A 16,425-nucleotide genomic window follows, 5' to 3' on the forward strand; every position below is an offset into this window, starting at 1 on the left:
TGTTCTTAGCTGACACGTTGGTGATCTTGGGCTGGGATGATCTTGGTGATGGTTGCGCCGTGGGTGGTCTCGGGCGAGTTGTGGGAGCGGGTCGAGCCGTTGCTGCCGGTGTGCCCGGCCGGTAAGACGGGGCCGAAGCCGCTGGATGACCGCCGGGTGCTGCAAGGAATCTTGTTCGTGCTCTACACGGGCATCGGCTGGGAAGATCTGCCGCAGGAGTTGGGGTTCGGGTCCGGGATGACCTGCTGGCGCCGCTTACGGGACTGGCAGGCCGCCGGGGTCTTCGACCGACTGCACGAGGTGTTGCTGGCGCAACTCCATGCTGCCGGGCCCATCGACTGGTCGCGAGCGTGTGCGGATGCTTCCCACATTCGCACGAAAAAAAAGGGGGCGCGGCCACGGGGCCGAGCCCTCCTCGACCGAGGCACAACCGGCGCGAAGCACCACCTGATCTGTGACGGGGGTGGCATTCCGCTGGCCGTCATCCTCACCGGCGGCAACCGGCACGACAGCACCCAGCTGCTGCCGTTGGTCGAGGCGATACCGCCGGTGCGAGGGCGGCGCGGGCGCCCGCGCCGCAAGCCCGACATGCTCGTCGCGCACCGCGGCTACGACGACGAGCCCTACCGCGAGCAGCTCCGGCAGCGTGGGATCACGCCACTGATCAGCCGGAAACGCACCCGCGACACCAACCAGCCCGTCCGCTGTTGTGGAACACACCCTGGCACTGCTGCACCAGTTCCGACGTCTGGCGACCCGGTGGGAACGCCGCACCGACATCCACCACGACTTCCTCGCCCTGGCCACCAGCCTCATCTGCTGGCGCCGACTACCCAACCGAATACGTTAGGAACTCAATGGGATTCACCCCAAAAGCCTTCCCGGAGAGGTGCCCCACCGGCCCCCACAGGCACCGCATCGTCACTGACAGCAGCACGAACACAACTCCGACCAAACATGATCGTCACGGTCGAAACCTCGTATCGTTTGGCAGCTTGCAGTGACCGGTCGGCTACCGCAGAACACAAACCGCAATCGAGAACCAAAGTTCCTACACCGCGTCGCCGCTATCCAGCTGCAGAACAACTACTCCCAATGACGGTGATCATGAAGCTGAGGAACTCGGAACCTCTTGAATGAGTAGGGTTCGCACAGTCTCGGAGCTGGGAGGTTTCTCGGCAGGTATGAGTCCGCCCCGCCGCCACGTGGCGAGCAGTTGTTCGCGTTCGCGGGGTGTCATGCCGCCGCGGATGCCGTGCTGGTCGGCGCGGGACTGGAGGAGTTCGTCGGCCAGACATTCGGTGCGCACCGGACATCGGGCGCAGATGTTTTTCGCGTGTCGACGTCGCCAGTAGGCCTCGTGGCCGGATTCGGGGCGTTCGTCGGGGCCGTACCAGAGTTCGATCGGAGTTCCCGCGCACGCGGCGTGCTGTTCCCATCCCGATGTCGAGGAGGCAGCGCTGGTCATACTGACTATCGCCCTGCCGTATCGGTGGGCATGAGACCGACGGGCTCACCTTCGCACGGCGGCGGGCACAGAACGGCCTTCTTGAACTCGGCCACCGTCTGTGGGGAATGCACACGCCATCCGACGCGGTGGGTTTTCGCCTCGTACATGGCGAGATCGGCACCCTCCAGAGCCTCGTTCAGGTCCGGGGCTGGAGTGGTCACCGTGGTGATGCCCAGTGAGACACCGACGTGCAGCGGCCTGCCGAGGTCGGGCAGCGTGATCGGCGTGGTCAGCGCGCTCAGCAGTCGATCCAGCTGATCGAGCTCGGACAGGTGGGCGACGAAGGCCAGCTCGTCCCCGCCGAGCCGTCCGGTAACCGCTGCTGTGCCGAGTTCGGCGTCCAAACGCCTGGCGACGGTGCGCAGTACACGGTCGCCGGTGTGGTGGCCGTGGGTGTCATTGATGGGTTTGAATCCGTCGAGGTCGAGCAGTCCGACAGCATTGGCCTTGGTCAGTGTTCTGGCGGCGGCTGCTTCGAATCCTGTCCGCGTCAGCAGTCCGGTGACCGGGTCGCGATGGGCACGTGCGAGCTGGCGGGTGCGCATTCGTAGTCGGTAGGCGGTAGCGGCCCATCCAGCGGCCGCGGCCACGGTCGCCGTGCCCAAGGTGGCCGTCGAGCGTGACGATCGGTGAGTCAAAGGGGTCGAGGTCGACATCCATTCGCAGAGGTGCATGACGGTTGCCTTTCGACGAGTTAGACGTTGTGCTGCTGGGCCTCGTTGTCCCCGGTCGGGATCGTGTCCGTGTCCGTCGAGAACCGGTCGGTGCGGGCTGGCGCTCCGCTGTCGCGGTGGCGACCGTCCAGACAATGGGAATGGACCCAGTCGGTCAGTCGCGCGGCGAATCCGGGCCGCCATTGGTGGTGCCAGTACTGGGCGTCGCGGACGTTGGCGGTGGCGCCGATGTTGGCGCGGCGCCAGGTGTAGGCCAGCGTGGCGATCTCCAGCGCCAGGCCGGGGTGATGGCGCCAGCAGGGTGGTATCGGACGGGAGGATCCGCCTGGGAGGCCGACGTAGGTGACGTTGTGCCAGGCCACGAAGTTCTCCACAGTCCAGAGGGGACTCTGTTCGTCGTCGCGGTGGTGGCGGTCTTCGGCGGCTGCGGGTGGGGTGTACAGCACCCAGGGGGCGGGCTGGTCTTCGACGGGGTCGTTGTCCTCGGTGTTTTCGAGCACTTCGAGCCGGTTGTCGAGGGCGTTGAGGCGTGTGGAGAGGCTGCTGACCACATCGGTGAGGGTGTTGACCTGGGCCTGCAGGTCTCGCCGTGTGCGGTCGGTGTCGGACTGGCGAAAGCTGGCGGGGGTGATGTCCTCGTCCTCAGTCACGGTTTTCCGTCCTCCTCGGCCACGGTGGGTGTGTTGCCGGGTTGTGGCGCGGTGGGCAGGGGGTAGCCACCGGGTGAGACGGGCGGCTGCCCGTGGCGGATGGTTTCGACGTCGGCGCGTAGTTGGGTCCAGTCGCGGCGCCGGGTGACATCGACGGTGTGGGCGAGGATGGGGTCGAGGTGGCGGTGGAACACCAAGACGCGGCCGCGGTCGAGGGTGCGCACGGCACCGGGGCGGTAGGTGGGCACGGTTTCGGTGCCGATGGAGGTGCGGGAGGTGCCCAGCAAGCCGTCGGACTGCTGCTGGTAGCGCCGTCGCTCGTGGTGGCCGGTCAGGGTGGAGGCCCACTCCAGGGTTTGGGGGTCTTTGATTCCTCCCCAGAGGGTGAGTGTGGTGGTGTTGTCGAGTAGTTGGCGCCGCCCGGTTTCCTCGTAGAGGATCTCCAGGTGCGCCAGGGATTGGGCGGCCCAGTCGATGCGGACCCCGCGTCCGGCGGAGTCGGCCAGGATCTCGGGCAGTCGTGGGATCGGGGTGGCGTCGAAGAGTTCGTCGAGCACGTTGGTGGCCGGTGGTTCCAGCCGCCGGTGCGGGTAGGACAGTGCCACGTCTTGTTCGGTGGTCAGGATGTCTTCGACCAGGGCAGTCAGGATCGGGCGGACTTGGGCTGACTGGTGTTCGCCGGCGATGAGGAACAGGGAGCCGTGGTTGTCGATGAAGCTGCCGACATCGAATTCCTGACCCGGTTCGGGGGTGCACAGTTGTCGCAGCTGTGGGTCCAGCCAGGGTTCGATGACGCGGCGCACGCTCAACCACACCGCATCCGAGGTTTCGGCGACCATGCCGATCTCGGCTCGTAGGTTGTCGGCCAGTTCGGGGAGGCCGTAGTGGCGCAGCAGTTCGACCGGTTCCTGGTCGGGCGGTTTGGTGATGGCCCAGGTGACCAGGTCCCCCACGCTGCGGCTGTCGTGGGCGGCGGCGATGAGATAGCTCTGCACCACGGTTTTGGCGCGTTCACGGAAGATCTTGTCGTTGCCACCGATGTTTTCCAATCCCACGGCGGCGGCGTCGACGAGGGTTTCGGCCCGTCGGCGGGCGACGGTGAACTCGGTGCAGCCGGTGATCGGGGAATAGCGCACCCTCGCGGGCCAGGACACCTCGCCGGTGGTGTCGAACACCAGCACCGGCCCGGCCTGCTCGCGGCGGGTGCGGGCCAGCGCGGCGAATTCGACCAGGTCCGGTTTGGTCGTCGAGCACAACAGTGCGCCCGGGGCGGACAGGGCTTTGTGCACCAGGTCGGTGCGGGATTTGCCCGACTGGGTGGGGGCGAACGCGCCGGTGGGGTTTTCCAGTGGGACGCACAAACGCTGGCGGTTCGGCCCGCGGTGCAGCGGGACGGCCAGCTCCTCCAGCGGGGCGCGGCGTCGCTCGCGGGGGCTGAGTCCGGGGCGGGTCCAGCGGGCGGTTCGGCGGGCGGCCTCCGGTGAGAGTTCGCGGCGGATGTCCTCCCGGGAGGCATGCCCCGGTGTGGAGGGCCCGAATCGGCGCCAAGCCACCACGATCCCTGTGGTTATCACGGCAGTTCCTGTGGCGAGTATTGTCACGGTGACAATCCAGTACAGGTCGGCCCGACCGGCCAGTGCCGTTTCCCACGGGGCACCGAGTCCGGCGGTCGGCTCGGTGGGGTGGGTGAGCACGCCGAGCACTCTGTCTACCCACGTGTCGAAGCCGGGGACGGCCCAGGGGCCACCCGCCAGCGTGGTGGCCACGGCGGCACCGGTCATCAAGGCGGCCGCCAGGGCCAGCAGCGCGCCGAGCACCGCGACCAGCAATCCCATCAGCGCGAGGTCGCGATCGGTGGCCGGTGACAGACGACGATGTGTGCTCATGCCCGATTTCCTTGTGGCGCAGTGGGTTCGGCGACGCGACGGATGGCGACGATGTCGTCGTTCCAGGCGGAGAGTTTCTCGAGGATGACGCCGGTGTCTGCGTCGTAGGCGTTGACGATGAGTCCGTGCCCGGCGTACAGCCCCACGTGTCGGGGGTTGGCCGGAGAGCCGAGCGAGCCGGGGATGAACACGAGATCGCCTGGGGCCAGTTTGGCGATGGAGCCGACCGCGCGTCCGTCGTGGACCTGGTTGGTGGTGCCTGCCGAGATGCCCACCCCGGCATGTGCCCAGGCGGCCTGGGTGAGCCCGGAGCAGTCGAACGCGTTGGGTCCTTTGGCGCCCCACACATACGGCGCGCCGAGTTTGCTCAGTGCGTATTTCACGGCCGCGCGGCGGCGCGGATCGTCGGGCAGGGTGAAATCGTCCGGGATCTTCTGCGGATCCAGCGGCAGGTCGGAGCCGCCCCGGTTGGCGCAGCCCAGTGCGGCCCGGTGCTTCTCGCCGGTGTCGTTACCGGTGTCGGGAGGCTCGTCGGCGCTGGGGGGTGGGTTGTTCGGCCCGGTCCAGAACCGCCGCATCAGCGCCCGAGCGGGTGGTTCCTGCGGGGCGTAGCGGTCGGGGTAGGCGCTGTGCTGCACTGCCTGCTGGGCCCGGCCCGGCGGCATGGAATACCACCCGTCGAGGGCGAGGAGATGGTCGAGGAACTCGTTGGTGGCATAAACGGGGTTGAGGATCTGTTCCGGGCTGCCCCAGTTTTTGCTGGGGCGCTGTTGAAAGAGCCCGAGACTGTCACGGTCGCCGTGGTCGAGGTTGCGTAGCCGACTTTCGACGATGGCGGTGGACAGGGCCAGCACCGCCGCGTGCTGGGGCAGTTCACGGCGCATCACCACGGTGGTGATGGTGCGGGCGTTGGTCAGCTGCGCGGAGCTCCAGTGTCGCTGGCCGATCTGCTGGGGCGGGCCGCCCGGCCCACCGACGGCGGCGCACGATCCGAGTACGGCGGCCGCGCCGCCGGTGACCGACAGGAAGGTGAGGCCGATCAGGGCCATCGGCAGCACGACCAGGAGCACCAGTGGGGCCGCGATCAGGCCGACTTTGCCGCTCATCGCGTCTCCCCACCGTTTCCGCGCAGGTGGGCGTTGGTGTCGAAGGCGTTCTGTTCGACGCGGGAGAGCACGGTTTGGACTTTGTAGCCGGGGCTGTTTTCCAGCTTCCACAACGCCCGGCCGGTGCGTTCCATGCACCAGCCGGTGGTGACCTCGGATTCTTTGGTTGACAGAGCGAAGTCTCCCGCCAGCTCGTCGGCGACCCGGGTGGATTGTCCGAACAGGATCCGTGTGCTGCACAGGGCCAGCAGGTCTTTGGCGATGGCGACCTCTTGGGAGCCCGCGCTGCCGACGGAGAGGAAATCGCTGGGTTTGTGGCCGACGAGGATCTGGATTTTCTGCTCGGCGCGGGAGAGCCGCAGGTCCGAGTCGACTGCTTGCACGGCTTTCGAGCCCAGCCGCATTTGGCGCCAGACCTCGTCGCGCACGACGATGCGGATCTCGCCGTCGTCCTGCAGATCGGTGATCATCGATGACCACGAGCCCAGGCAGGTCAACGCCACCGCCACGGCCTGGTCACCGCGGCCGCGCAGTCGGGAGAGGTCCATGGACTGGATCGGGGCCTGCCAGTCCAGGTCGAAATTGGTGGGTTCGTCGAACAGTCCGGACAGCGGGCCGGTGATGAGGTTGGCCAGCGCGTCGGTGATCGGCCGCAGTGTGTCGAGGAACTGGCGCCGGTCGGCGAAGCGGGTCTCACGCCAGAGCTGTTCGTCCGGATCGGCCAGTTCGCGCTGCACGTCGGGAATGGTGACCGGGCGCAACCGGCTGGCGCCGTCGGTCGTGCCGAGCAGTCGACGCAGCACCTGGGCAAGCACAGCCTCGTCGGTCACGGTGGGCGCGTAGCCCTGGGCTTCGGCCAACGCGACGAGGAGCTTGACCCACCGGGCCAGCAGCGCGTCGAGTTCGTCGCGTTGCCGCTGGGCTGACCACGAGTCCCACCGGGTGGCGATCGGCCCCAGGTCCAGCGCGTTGAGGCGGGTGGACAGTCCCCGTCCCAGCGCGATCGGGCTGATGCCCAGTGCGCGCAGCAGGGGTGAATACTCGCCTTTCACGTCGCCGGAGATCAGCGTTTTGGTGCCAAACAGCATCATGCGCAGCAAAAAAGCGACCACGGTGCTGCTTTTGCCCCGTCCTGGTTCGCCGAAGACGACCAGGTTCGGATTGGTGGTCAGCCCGCGCAGTACCCAGTCGACGGGATGGGCGTAGAACGCGCTGCCGGACAACGTGTCGTAGCCGATGCGGGCCCCCACCGCCGGGATACCGTTGGCGGCCAGCAGTGGGAACAGTCCGCCGATCTCGCTGGTGGTGGCCTGATACACCGTCATCGGCGCGGCGACCGGGGACCACCCGTGCCCGGGGCGGGAGCGGCCGCGACGGGGAGCCCACGGCCGGTTGATCCGCTCACCCCGCGAGGGCGGCGGTGTGGGGTGTGCTGATGGGGGAATGTGCGGCAGGGTCTGGCCGGTGTCGCGGAGCAGTTGGGCGGCGCCGCGTGCGGGTGTGCGGGTCACAGCAGACCTCCTCGGGCGTTCGGGAGTCCGATGCCGAGGGGCAGGCAGGCGGCCACGAACGCGCTGTCCTGGGCGAGATCGAGTCGTAGTAGGCGGAACCGGCCGGCGGCGTCGTTTTCCAACCGGGCGGCGTGATCCTCCACCGGCCGGTCAGCGGGCACGGTCACCGCCGCGGCCGCGGCGTAGCGCACGAGCGAGTGCCCGGCGGCCACGGCTTGTTCCTGGGCTCGGGCTCCGCCAGCTTCGCGGTCGTCGGCGGCGCTGGCCGAGAATCCTTTCGACGCTTTGTAGTCGCGCATCACTCCGGAGCGGAACCGGTAGCCCTGAACCGAGCGGGAGGCAGCGCGCGAGCCCAGCACCTCGTAGTGCATCGCCAGGCACCGGCGTTCCCCGGCGGATTTGACCGCCAGCAGTGGGGCGAGTGAGCCGAACACGGTGCCGGCTTCGGGCATGAGCACGCTGTAGGAGACCGTGGAGTAGGCGTCGTGGTCGTAGTGCCGCCATCCCGGCGTGGGGGCCTGGGTCGGTCCCGCCGCGGCCAGCGGCAACCCCACCTCGTCGGTCTCCGATCCGGCCAGCTGCCCGGCCCGCAACACCGCGGAACTGTCGGGGTTGAATCCGGTGCGGACCGCCTCGGCCAACCCGCTGCCGGACAGCCACTCCACACTGTCGGCGCCGAGGGCTTTGAGCGGGTCCTCGAGCCCGTCGAGCACGCGGTAGAGCACCCGTGCGCGGCCCTCGACTCCGCCTCCGGCCGCGGCGGCGGGTTTGCGTAGCGCGTCCTCCGGGCCGGACACCGTCACGAAGACCTCGTGGCGCACCGAGACCGAGCCTATGGTGCGGTCGAGTTCGTCGACCGCACGGCGGGCCAGATCCGGCGCCTCGGCCACATCGTGGCGGGAACGCCACATCTCGTACTCGGTGCCGTCGTCGGGCACGGTGCGCACCAGCAGCGACAGCCGGTCGACGACGTCGCGATGCCCGATCGAGAGCAACATGCTACCCAGCCGAGACGCCAACCGGTCACACTCCTCGGCCGAGAGCAGCCCCACCCCGGTGTGGGTCACTCGGGCGGTAGCGCCCCATCGTCCTTCGCCGGTGTCGTGGATCAGGCATACTCGTCCGTGGTGCTGAAACACCGGACCGTCCGGAAACGACACCCGTTGAAGCACACCGGGCAAATCCGGTTCGTTCGGATCATCCAACTCACCGGCAGCAGCGCGGGACTGCCACCGTGACCACCCCAAGGCCGCCCCGAGCTGGTACAGCAGCACATGGGCCAACCACCGCAGCGCCGGGCGGCCCCGTACCGGCACCACCACCAGTGCCGCTGCGAGTCCGCACACTCCGGCCAGAATCAATGCCCGCAGGAACTGTCCGGCTGAGACGGTCCACAGCACCGGCACCGCCAGAACAAGGCAGGCTAGCGCTTGTGCGGGGGACAGCCCCATGATCCAGCCGGGCTTTTCCCGCCGGGCCAGGCCTCGATAAATCCGTACGCCGCTCATCAGGTGATCACCGCCGTATCCGTTGACTGTTCGGCACCGCCGCCGCTGGCTCCACCTCCACCGCCGCGGGGACCACCCCGCGGGCCGTCGCCACTGGGAGGTACTCCCCCAGCACCCGGGTCCTCGTCACCGTCGTCATCACTGGGACCTGTCTCTGGTGGCCCGGGATCGACCGAACCGAGTGGCTCCGGTGGGAAGGAATGCTCATCGGCCGAGCCCGGCGACGGTGGAGGTTCGCCCCCGCCGATATCAGGCGGGGCGATGGCGCTCTCCGGTTCTGCCGCACCGGCAGGAGCGACTGCCTCGCCCGCACCCGCCTGGTCGGCCTCCCCGAACGGCTCGCTCTCCGAGGTGGGGCCATCTCCCGCGCCCGCTGCCTCGGCAGTGGGTTCGGAGCGCACCCCTGCGGACGAGGCGGACTCGTCACCGGTCGACGATCCCGCGCTCGGCTCGGCACCGGGTTGGCTATCCGGTGTGGCCCCCTGGGGGCCGTGCCCGTCCGAAGCGGTGATCGCGCCACGGTTGGCCTGGCCTGTCGAGGAGGCGGACGAGGATCCGCCGCTTCCGCCTGCGGAAAGTGCCTGCCCAGTCGCCGTTGCTGCCAGCCCCACTCCGCTGGCCGCGCCAGCGGTACCTGCGGCCACACCTCCAGTTCCGGCAGCATCCGCCTCGGCGGTGGACAGGGCCTGGTCGAACCGCTGCGTGGTCGCGTTCTCCAGCGGCCCCTCACCGTCACTGCCGGACATGTCGTTGTCGCCACCGTTGCTGGTGCCGCCGGTGAGTTTGTCGTAGGCCATCGAGGCGGCCTTGAACGCGGGGCTGTTGGCTCCGTAGGAATCCAGACCGGCCGAGGAGATCCCACGGCGAAACGCCGCGCCGGCATCGGCGTTCGGATCGACGAACGCGAACAGCTTGAACAACGGCCACGGGACGACCAGTGAGATCATCAAAACCCCGATCCCGGCCAGCAGTCCGGACACCCCGTTCGAGCCGGCGTGGATGGCGATGCCGAGTACCAGCGTCAACGCGAGCACGGGTTTCATGGCGATGCAGGCCAGCATCCAGCGAGTGGTGGTCCAAAACCAGTTCTTGCTGACATTGGCCAGCAACCCGGCTGCGGTGATCGGGATCGTGATCACCAGCACGTAGATCGCGGCCTCGCGAAACAGCATCTCCAACACGAACCCGATTCCGGCAGGGATTATCCCTATCACGGCGCATATCCCGAGCAGATACGCTTTTTCCGTATCCAGGGCGGTGTCGAGAAACGAGCTCGCCTCCAGCGCGTCCTGGAAATTCGACACGCCCAGCCCGTAGTCGAGAATGCCTCTGGTGAGCCCGTCGGCGGCCGCCAGAAACCCACCGACCATGCCGGTGGTCACCGCCAGCGCGAGCCCGTACTGCATCGGCCCTGTAACCAGACGCAGGAATCCGCTGCCGCCGCGCAGGCTGGTCATGACCAGCTGCCAGCAAAACAGTCCCAGCGCCAACACTCCGGACAGCCACAGCATGATCGGCCACAACACCGACACCGGCTCGGTGCGAGGATCCACCGTGAACACCGAAAACCGGTCGGCGACGGTGAACGCTCCCCGCAGCAGCGCCAGACTGGCTTCCCACATGCTGCGCATCGCCTTTTCGACGGACGAGACCAGCAGCTCGCCCAGCTTGTTTCCGAGACCGTCACCGATGTCGTCGAACGGCCATACCCACAGTGGCCAGCGCATCAGGCCTCCTGGATCGGTCGGTATCCGGCACGGACCGCTTCGACGCTGCCCGGCCACGCGCTCGGCGCGGCAGCCGGCAACGGGCCCGGCGAGAGTCGCCAGCGCCCCTCGACACGGCGCAGTGCTTGGCAATCGCCCACCCCGGCCGAGACGGTCCGGCCGTGATACGTCACCGAGAACTGCCCCAACACACACGCCACGACGTACCGCCCCTGGTCGGTGGTGCCTTTGATCTGGGCATGAGTGATCTCGTAGTCGGCCCGCAGCCCCGCCACCGAACCGATGGGCCGCAGCCCCGCGCTGTCACGCATCGAGGTGAGCACCGCATACAGCCCCGTGGTTTCCGGGTTCGGAGCACCGGTGAGGGCGAGCTCGTGGTAACCGCGGGCATAGGTGGCCGGATCAGCCCCGCGCATCGCCGCCTCATCCAGCGCGGCCAGCTGGGCCAGCGCCCCCTGCGGCGTGGCGGGGAACCCGGTGGGAATCCAACCTCCCCGACTGCTGTCTGGCGCAGGCAGCGAGATCGGCGGGCCCGCCGTCTCGGTGCTCACCGCATGGGGGTGCGCCGCCGCCGGTGGTAGCTGCGCCATCTCTCGCCGGGCAAGTCGATGTTGGGCGGCCACCTCCCAGGCACCGCTCCCCTTCTCCGGTGTCAGAGCAGGGCTGGGCGGTGTTGTGGACGGTTCCGGCGCCGACCGATCCTCGGTGAGCGCGCGAGCGGTCACCAGTGCCGCGAGCAGCACCAGTACCGCCAGCACCCCCAACGCCGCCGACAGTCCCAGCTGGGCACGACGCTGCCGAACTCGTTGCTGCTGTGGTGGGGTTTCCTGCATCGTCAGACCCCCGCGAAATGCGTGAGCAGTTGATATCCGATGCCGTACAAGATTCCGCCCCCGAGGGCGCACAGCATCATGACCACGCCGACCTTGCCCGCGCGGTGGTGATCAACCCACCGGCCGCCGGCCCAGACCAGCACTCCGACGAAAAATCCCACCAGCAGGGCCACCCCGGCGCCCCATTTGATGTTGCCCACCACGCCGAGGATCTGCTCGGCCCCAGGTGGGGCCTGCGGTTCCGGATTGGGAAGCTGCGCGAGAATCGGCATCAGGGATTCCTGGATCATGCTGGGGATTCCTTTCTGTTCCGGCGACGAACAGCACGTCGTGAGGTCACCGGCGAAGAAGCAACGAGTCCCCAACGGCTCAGCAGCGGCGTGATCGCCGCGCGGACTCGCTTCGGAACGGGTTCGGCAGTGATGCCCTCCACCGCCATGGTCGAGTCGTGCGGCAGGAACACCGTCTCCTCGAGCAGAGCCGCCACACGCCGTCCGGTGGCCCCGGCCAACCCGGCGGGCCACGACCACGCCCCGACCACCACCAACTGGATCGGAAGTGTGATCACCCCGGCCTCGTTCCACGCCTCCAGCCGGGCCAGCACCTGTTCGGCCTGCGACAGGCTCGGACGACTCGCCCGACACACCAGAACCGGACGAACGGGCGGGCTCCCGCTCCGTAACCACGCACCGGGACCGGCCAAGGGATGTGCGGCCATCCGCCACGCGTCGTGTCCGATATCGACAACGGTGGCGTCGAGCGCCCCGCTGGTTGGTTTGAAGAACCGGGGCGGCGGCACCATCCCCGGTGTAAGCACCGGCAGCTCGGTCTCCAGCCTCGCCAGCACCGTGGACTCGTCACGCCAGGAATGCCGAACGCGCACCGATTCGTGCGGACCGGCCTCCGCTGGCCCCTCCACAGGTGCGGCCGTGGCCAACCCCGACCGGGCAGGCTCGGCGGTGTCAACCAGCAGCACCCGTTGCCGCAGACTGCTCAGAGCATCGGAGAGCACTGCCGTCACGAGCGAGGCCCCCGCGCCGGGCGACCCCGACAGCACCGGAATCACGACACCGAAGCCGGACCAGTCGGCTACCGCGTCGCTGAGCGGTGCCAGCCCTTGCCGTTGCACCGCAGCCGCACTCGCCGCCGTCGCCGCGGTGGTCCGCTGCCCTGCCGCGGTACCGTGGTTAGCCGTAGTGAGCTCTCCGGATTCCACCGCAGCGACCACATCGGCTGTGGGCAGATCCTGCCAGCTTCGGCAAGCCAGCTTTGTCAAGGTTCGGTCACGCTGCTCAACCCCGCCAGTAGAACTTTCGGAATCGTGATCGACCCATTCGGTGGTCATGAAGCCATCCCTTCATCAGGACGTGAGACCAGGTTCAACCCAAGCAACAATTCCCCAAAGGCAAAAATTAATTCGAATCAAAAACAAGAAGACGGAAAAAGCTGTCACTCATTGAAGCGGGCGATCGAGAGCAAGTTGACCACCATGTCTTCGACAGGGTCGCTTCCACAGCATGTAACGCCAACACCTTTGTCGATCAGCTCTTGCCGATCGGCGGCACACACTCCGCCCCAGATTCCCCAGCACATCTCGGTACACAACTCATGAGTGACTCCGACAGTAAGACACTCGGTTTGCACCGGACAGCCGGAGCAGGCCTCACGCGCCTGCCTGCGCTGGATTTCACGGGCCGACGGACCTCGTGGCTGCTCCCGAAACCACGCGTCAGCATTGTCCGCCGACACGCAGGACCCGTATTGGCTTACCAGTTTCATGAGATCACGCAACGACATACTCCTCGGATGTACTCCACAGAAGACAGATCGCGCCCTACCCGGACCCAGAACGCACGGGACTCACAGGAAGATATGAGAGAAAACAATGCGATGCCAAGTACCATCGAACAGCACCGACCAGGAAAACATCATCTTAATCAGAGCCGTTCCGTTTTCATGAGCAGCACAAACCACAAAATTTTCCTGCCACGCCAGACACCTGCCCTGATCCCGCGAATGCGGGAATCATGATCGGACAGGCACCATGAACGAACCAGTGGTGCGGTTATTCGCTCTTTTCTCCTCTCGTCGAGCAGAGCGTCGATTGTTCCTACGTCGTGTTCGATCGACCTGATGATCGAAGCGCCTTCTGTTGACCGGGTCTCCGATTAGTCGTACAGCAGTCAGCCCTGGCATCCACTGCTGTGCGTCCGCACCCAGGGGAGCACCACCCCGGATGGCCTATATCGTCGATGGCTCTTGTCCGGTATCCTTGACAGCGCAACCTTGAGAGTAGGCACCAACAACAACGCTGTCAAGTTTAGTCGACAGTTGATATTGCTGGTCAGGCTTTTACGACACTCTCACGAGAGGTGGTGAGGACAGTGACCGAGCCCGGAGCAAACGCGACGGGTGACACGTTCGCCACCAAGTTGAACCGGCTTTTCAGCAGCGTAAAACGTGAAGACGGCGCCTCTTACGGTAAGCCGGAGGTAGCCGAGTTCATCGGTGTGTCGCGCGGCTATCTCTACGACCTACTGAAAGGTAAGAACGAGCCAAGTCACTCCGTCGTGGTCAAGCTCGCCGAGTTCTTCGGAGTCGAGCTGGAGTACTTCGCCGACACCGAACGTGGCCGCGACCTCAACCAGCAACATGATCTGCTGGCGAAGCTTGGCGAGCAAAACGTACGCCAGATCGCGACGCGTGCCAGCCAGCTCTCAACGGATCAACTGCGCAGCGTCATGGACTTCATCGACTTCCAAGCTGGTCGCCCAGGAGAAGACCACTCGTCCGAGTGAACCTCTTTTCGCTGACGTGTTGCTTCTCGGTGTTTTATCGTGAGGCTATCCTTGGTCTAGACAACCAAGCACGCATCGATGGTCCTTTTCTGTGACCATGCCACGTTACTGTTCATACTTGGGCCGATGGGGAAAGCGGGAACGGTGCAAGCACATCGGGGAATGGTCACGGTCGGCGACGCTGAGCTCTACTACGAGATCCGCGGTAACGGCACTCCGCTGCTGATCATTCAGGGGGGATTGAGCGAAGCGGGGACCACGGAACAGCTCGCTGCGGAGTTGGCCGAGCACTATCAGGTGATCTCCTATGATCGTCGTGGCCTGTCGCGCAGTTCTCTTCCGGACGGGCAGGCGCAGGCACCGGTCACGATGGGGACTCATGCCGATGATGCGGCAGCGCTGTTGGCTACGGTGACGAATCAACCCGCTTATGTGGTGGGGCCGAGTATTGGTGCGGTCATCGGGCTGTTTCTGGCTCTTCGGCATCCCGAACGTGTGGCGATGCTGGTCGCTCACGAACCGCCGATGCTCTCACTGGTGCGGGATCCGGCTCAGGAAACCGGGCTGGCCGAGGTTGCCGCACTCGCCGAACAGGATGTTCACGCCGCGATCCAGCACTTCGTCACGTTCAGTGGTAACGAATCGCCGGCGTGCGAGAGGAGGGCCCAGCCAGGGACGCAGGTCGGTGATGCCGAGGCGAATCTACGATGGTTTTTCACCCACGATTTCCCCGCCACCCGACACGCCAGTCTCGACATCGAGCAACTGTCGTCCACCCCGGTACCGGTCATCCCTACTGGCGGCGACGACGGCCGCGAGCGGTGGGAATACCGCTGCGCCGAACAGCTCGCCCGACTCCTGCCACGGCGGCTCGTCGAACTACCCGGTGGGCACAACGGTCTGGTCAGCCATCCCTGGGCCAGCGCGGCCGTACTCCGCAAGCTGTTCACGGAGCACGAGATATGACCGGCGATGTTCGTAGTTGGCGCAACGATCTCCACCTGCGGCGCGGGGTGCGTACCCTGCTGCAAGAGCTGCATCTCGATATACCGCTGGACATCAACCTGCTGTGTGATCGACTGGCTCAGCGCAGACAGCGTCCCCTCAAACTGGTGCCCTATCCCCTGCCCACCCCGGGGGTGTTCGGGCTGTGGGTCGGCACGGCCGATACCGACTACATCCTCTACCAGCGCGAGACCACACCCGCTCACCAAGAGCACATCATCCTGCACGAAATCGGTCACATCATCTCCGAACACGGCAGCGACAACAACGACGAGGATGTGTGGAACCACCTGTTCCCAGACATTCCTCCTGAGATGATTCGACGTGCGCTTCGTCGGGACGGTTACGGACCCGCCGCCGAGCGGGAAGCCGAGATGGTCGCCACCGTGATCAAGGAGTGGGCGACCCTGCTCGACCATCTCCGGTTTCCACAGGGGAAACGGGACCAATTGAGCCGCGCGTTCGACGACCACCAGGGGTGGCTGTGATGCTCGGGCCCAATCTACTCATGTGGACCGCGGCCGTGATCGCCGCAGCATGGAAGCTCTCCCAGCTGATCCGCGTCCCGCACGATCGGGGCTTGCGGGTGGTCACCCTGTGCACGGTCCTGGTCGCCGTGGCCCTGTCGGCACAGCTGGCCGTCAGCATTCCCGGCCTTGCGAGGATGTTTCCCAGCCACTCGCCGAAGTTGCTACAGAACGTGCTGCTGACGTTCTTTTTCGCGCTGCTGATCGTGCTGCTGCGCTCCGCTCTTCTCCCGAATGTCGCTGTGTGGAGAAGCTACGCGGAGATCGCGTTAGCGTCCCTGACCAGCTTCGGTTTGACGCTATCCTTCGCCGCCACCAGCGTGGAGTGGCGCGGGGCTAGTTATCCCGAAGCGGGTCAGCATCCCGGTGTGCTGGCTTTCTATCTCATCGGCAATCTCTACATGAGCTACGCCACCGCTCACGGTGCCTGGCTGTGCCGAGCCTCGGCAAGGCAGACCTACTCCGGTGCCCGTCAGAGCCTGACCGTGGCCGCTCTCGGGCTCATCGTGTGTTTGCTGGGAACGCACCTGCCGCGCGTGCTGTCGACCACCGGCCGACTACTGTTGGGCACCGATCCCGTTCCCGGAACAGCACACTGGACACCACCCCTGCTGGCCATCGGAAGCGGTCTCTTCTTCCTCGGCATCGGCTACCCCGGACTGCGCACCGGCATCATCAAAGCCCGCCTGT

The 16,425-nt window shown here is 66.4% G+C and carries 17 protein-coding genes; 5 read left to right on the forward strand and 12 right to left on the reverse strand.

Going from position 1 to position 16,425, the window contains the following annotated elements:
- Positions 1-48 precede the first annotated feature (48 nt).
- A protein-coding gene (locus BLQ75_RS22610) for an IS5 family transposase (protein ID WP_425286481.1) occupies positions 49-850 on the forward strand; the annotation gives its coding sequence in 2 pieces (ribosomal slippage) (positions 49-707 and positions 706-850; 804 coding nt in all).
- A gap of 255 nt (positions 851-1,105) precedes the next feature.
- On the opposite strand, the gene BLQ75_RS24845 is transcribed toward BLQ75_RS22610, so the two are convergent.
- The 12 genes from BLQ75_RS24845 to BLQ75_RS22665 all read right to left on the reverse strand — a co-directional run bounded on the left by BLQ75_RS24845 (position 1,106) and on the right by BLQ75_RS22665 (position 13,196).
- Positions 1,106-1,468, reverse strand: a complete 363-nt coding sequence (locus tag BLQ75_RS24845) for a WhiB family transcriptional regulator (protein ID WP_092604694.1) — start codon at positions 1,466-1,468, stop codon at positions 1,106-1,108.
- A 5-nt stretch (positions 1,469-1,473) separates the two neighbouring features.
- A complete protein-coding gene (locus tag BLQ75_RS22620; protein ID WP_170837646.1) occupies positions 1,474-2,055 on the reverse strand; it encodes a GGDEF domain-containing protein in 582 nt (193 codons plus the stop codon).
- Positions 2,056-2,204: 149 nt separating this feature from the next.
- Complete coding sequence (locus BLQ75_RS23690; RefSeq protein WP_170837647.1) at positions 2,205-2,834, reverse strand: hypothetical protein; 630 nt, start codon at positions 2,832-2,834, stop codon at positions 2,205-2,207.
- Positions 2,831-4,720, reverse strand: coding sequence for a type IV secretory system conjugative DNA transfer family protein (locus tag BLQ75_RS22625; protein ID WP_092604696.1), 1,890 nt, complete (start codon positions 4,718-4,720; stop codon positions 2,831-2,833). The genes BLQ75_RS23690 and BLQ75_RS22625 overlap by 4 nt, the downstream gene beginning before the upstream one ends.
- On the reverse strand, positions 4,717-5,826 hold the full coding sequence (locus tag BLQ75_RS22630) for a C40 family peptidase (RefSeq protein WP_092604697.1): 1,110 nt from the start codon (positions 5,824-5,826) through the stop codon (positions 4,717-4,719). Before BLQ75_RS22630 ends, BLQ75_RS22625 begins: the two co-directional genes overlap by 4 nt.
- The gene (locus BLQ75_RS22635) at positions 5,823-7,151 is read right to left on the reverse strand and encodes an ATP-binding protein (RefSeq protein ID WP_092604698.1); all 1,329 of its coding nucleotides are present in this window, start codon (positions 7,149-7,151) and stop codon (positions 5,823-5,825) included. The genes BLQ75_RS22630 and BLQ75_RS22635 overlap by 4 nt, the downstream gene beginning before the upstream one ends.
- Before the next feature lie 182 nt (positions 7,152-7,333).
- Positions 7,334-8,845, reverse strand: coding sequence for an SCO6880 family protein (locus BLQ75_RS22640; protein WP_092604699.1), 1,512 nt, complete (start codon positions 8,843-8,845; stop codon positions 7,334-7,336).
- Positions 8,845-10,572 carry a hypothetical protein gene (locus BLQ75_RS22645; protein WP_092604700.1) on the reverse strand — a complete coding sequence of 576 codons (1,728 nt, stop codon included), beginning with the start codon at positions 10,570-10,572 and terminating at the stop codon, positions 8,845-8,847. The genes BLQ75_RS22640 and BLQ75_RS22645 overlap by 1 nt, the downstream gene beginning before the upstream one ends.
- Positions 10,572-11,405 carry a hypothetical protein gene (locus tag BLQ75_RS22650; protein ID WP_244515874.1) on the reverse strand — a complete coding sequence of 278 codons (834 nt, stop codon included), beginning with the start codon at positions 11,403-11,405 and terminating at the stop codon, positions 10,572-10,574. The genes BLQ75_RS22645 and BLQ75_RS22650 overlap by 1 nt, the downstream gene beginning before the upstream one ends.
- 2 nt (positions 11,406-11,407) lie before the next feature.
- Positions 11,408-11,695, reverse strand: coding sequence for a hypothetical protein (locus BLQ75_RS22655; protein WP_043574898.1), 288 nt, complete (start codon positions 11,693-11,695; stop codon positions 11,408-11,410).
- A complete protein-coding gene (locus BLQ75_RS22660) occupies positions 11,692-12,681 on the reverse strand; it encodes a P-loop NTPase family protein (RefSeq protein ID WP_211481562.1) in 990 nt (329 codons plus the stop codon). The genes BLQ75_RS22655 and BLQ75_RS22660 overlap by 4 nt, the downstream gene beginning before the upstream one ends.
- A gap of 173 nt (positions 12,682-12,854) precedes the next feature.
- Positions 12,855-13,196, reverse strand: a complete 342-nt coding sequence (locus BLQ75_RS22665) for a WhiB family transcriptional regulator (RefSeq protein WP_170837648.1) — start codon at positions 13,194-13,196, stop codon at positions 12,855-12,857.
- 593 nt (positions 13,197-13,789) lie between these two features.
- Here BLQ75_RS22665 and BLQ75_RS22670 point away from each other — a divergent pair.
- The 4 genes from BLQ75_RS22670 to BLQ75_RS22685 form a co-directional block, all read left to right on the forward strand.
- Entirely contained in the window at positions 13,790-14,203 is a 414-nt protein-coding gene (locus BLQ75_RS22670) for a helix-turn-helix domain-containing protein (RefSeq protein WP_092604706.1), read from the forward strand.
- Positions 14,204-14,329: 126 nt separating this feature from the next.
- Positions 14,330-15,169 (forward strand): alpha/beta fold hydrolase, encoded by an 840-nt coding sequence (locus BLQ75_RS22675; RefSeq protein ID WP_244515875.1) that lies wholly within the window; start codon positions 14,330-14,332, stop codon positions 15,167-15,169.
- Positions 15,166-15,696 (forward strand): hypothetical protein, encoded by a 531-nt coding sequence (locus BLQ75_RS22680; protein WP_092604703.1) that lies wholly within the window; start codon positions 15,166-15,168, stop codon positions 15,694-15,696. The genes BLQ75_RS22675 and BLQ75_RS22680 overlap by 4 nt, the downstream gene beginning before the upstream one ends.
- Positions 15,696-16,425, forward strand: a 730-nt coding sequence (locus tag BLQ75_RS22685) for an MAB_1171c family putative transporter (RefSeq protein WP_342028322.1), incomplete at its 3' end; no start/stop codon positions are given. The genes BLQ75_RS22680 and BLQ75_RS22685, both read left to right, overlap by 1 nt.

The sequence above is a fragment of the Actinopolyspora xinjiangensis genome, from assembly GCF_900104475.1.
In the GTDB taxonomy this organism is placed as follows: Bacteria; Actinomycetota; Actinomycetes; order Mycobacteriales; family Pseudonocardiaceae; genus Actinopolyspora; species Actinopolyspora xinjiangensis.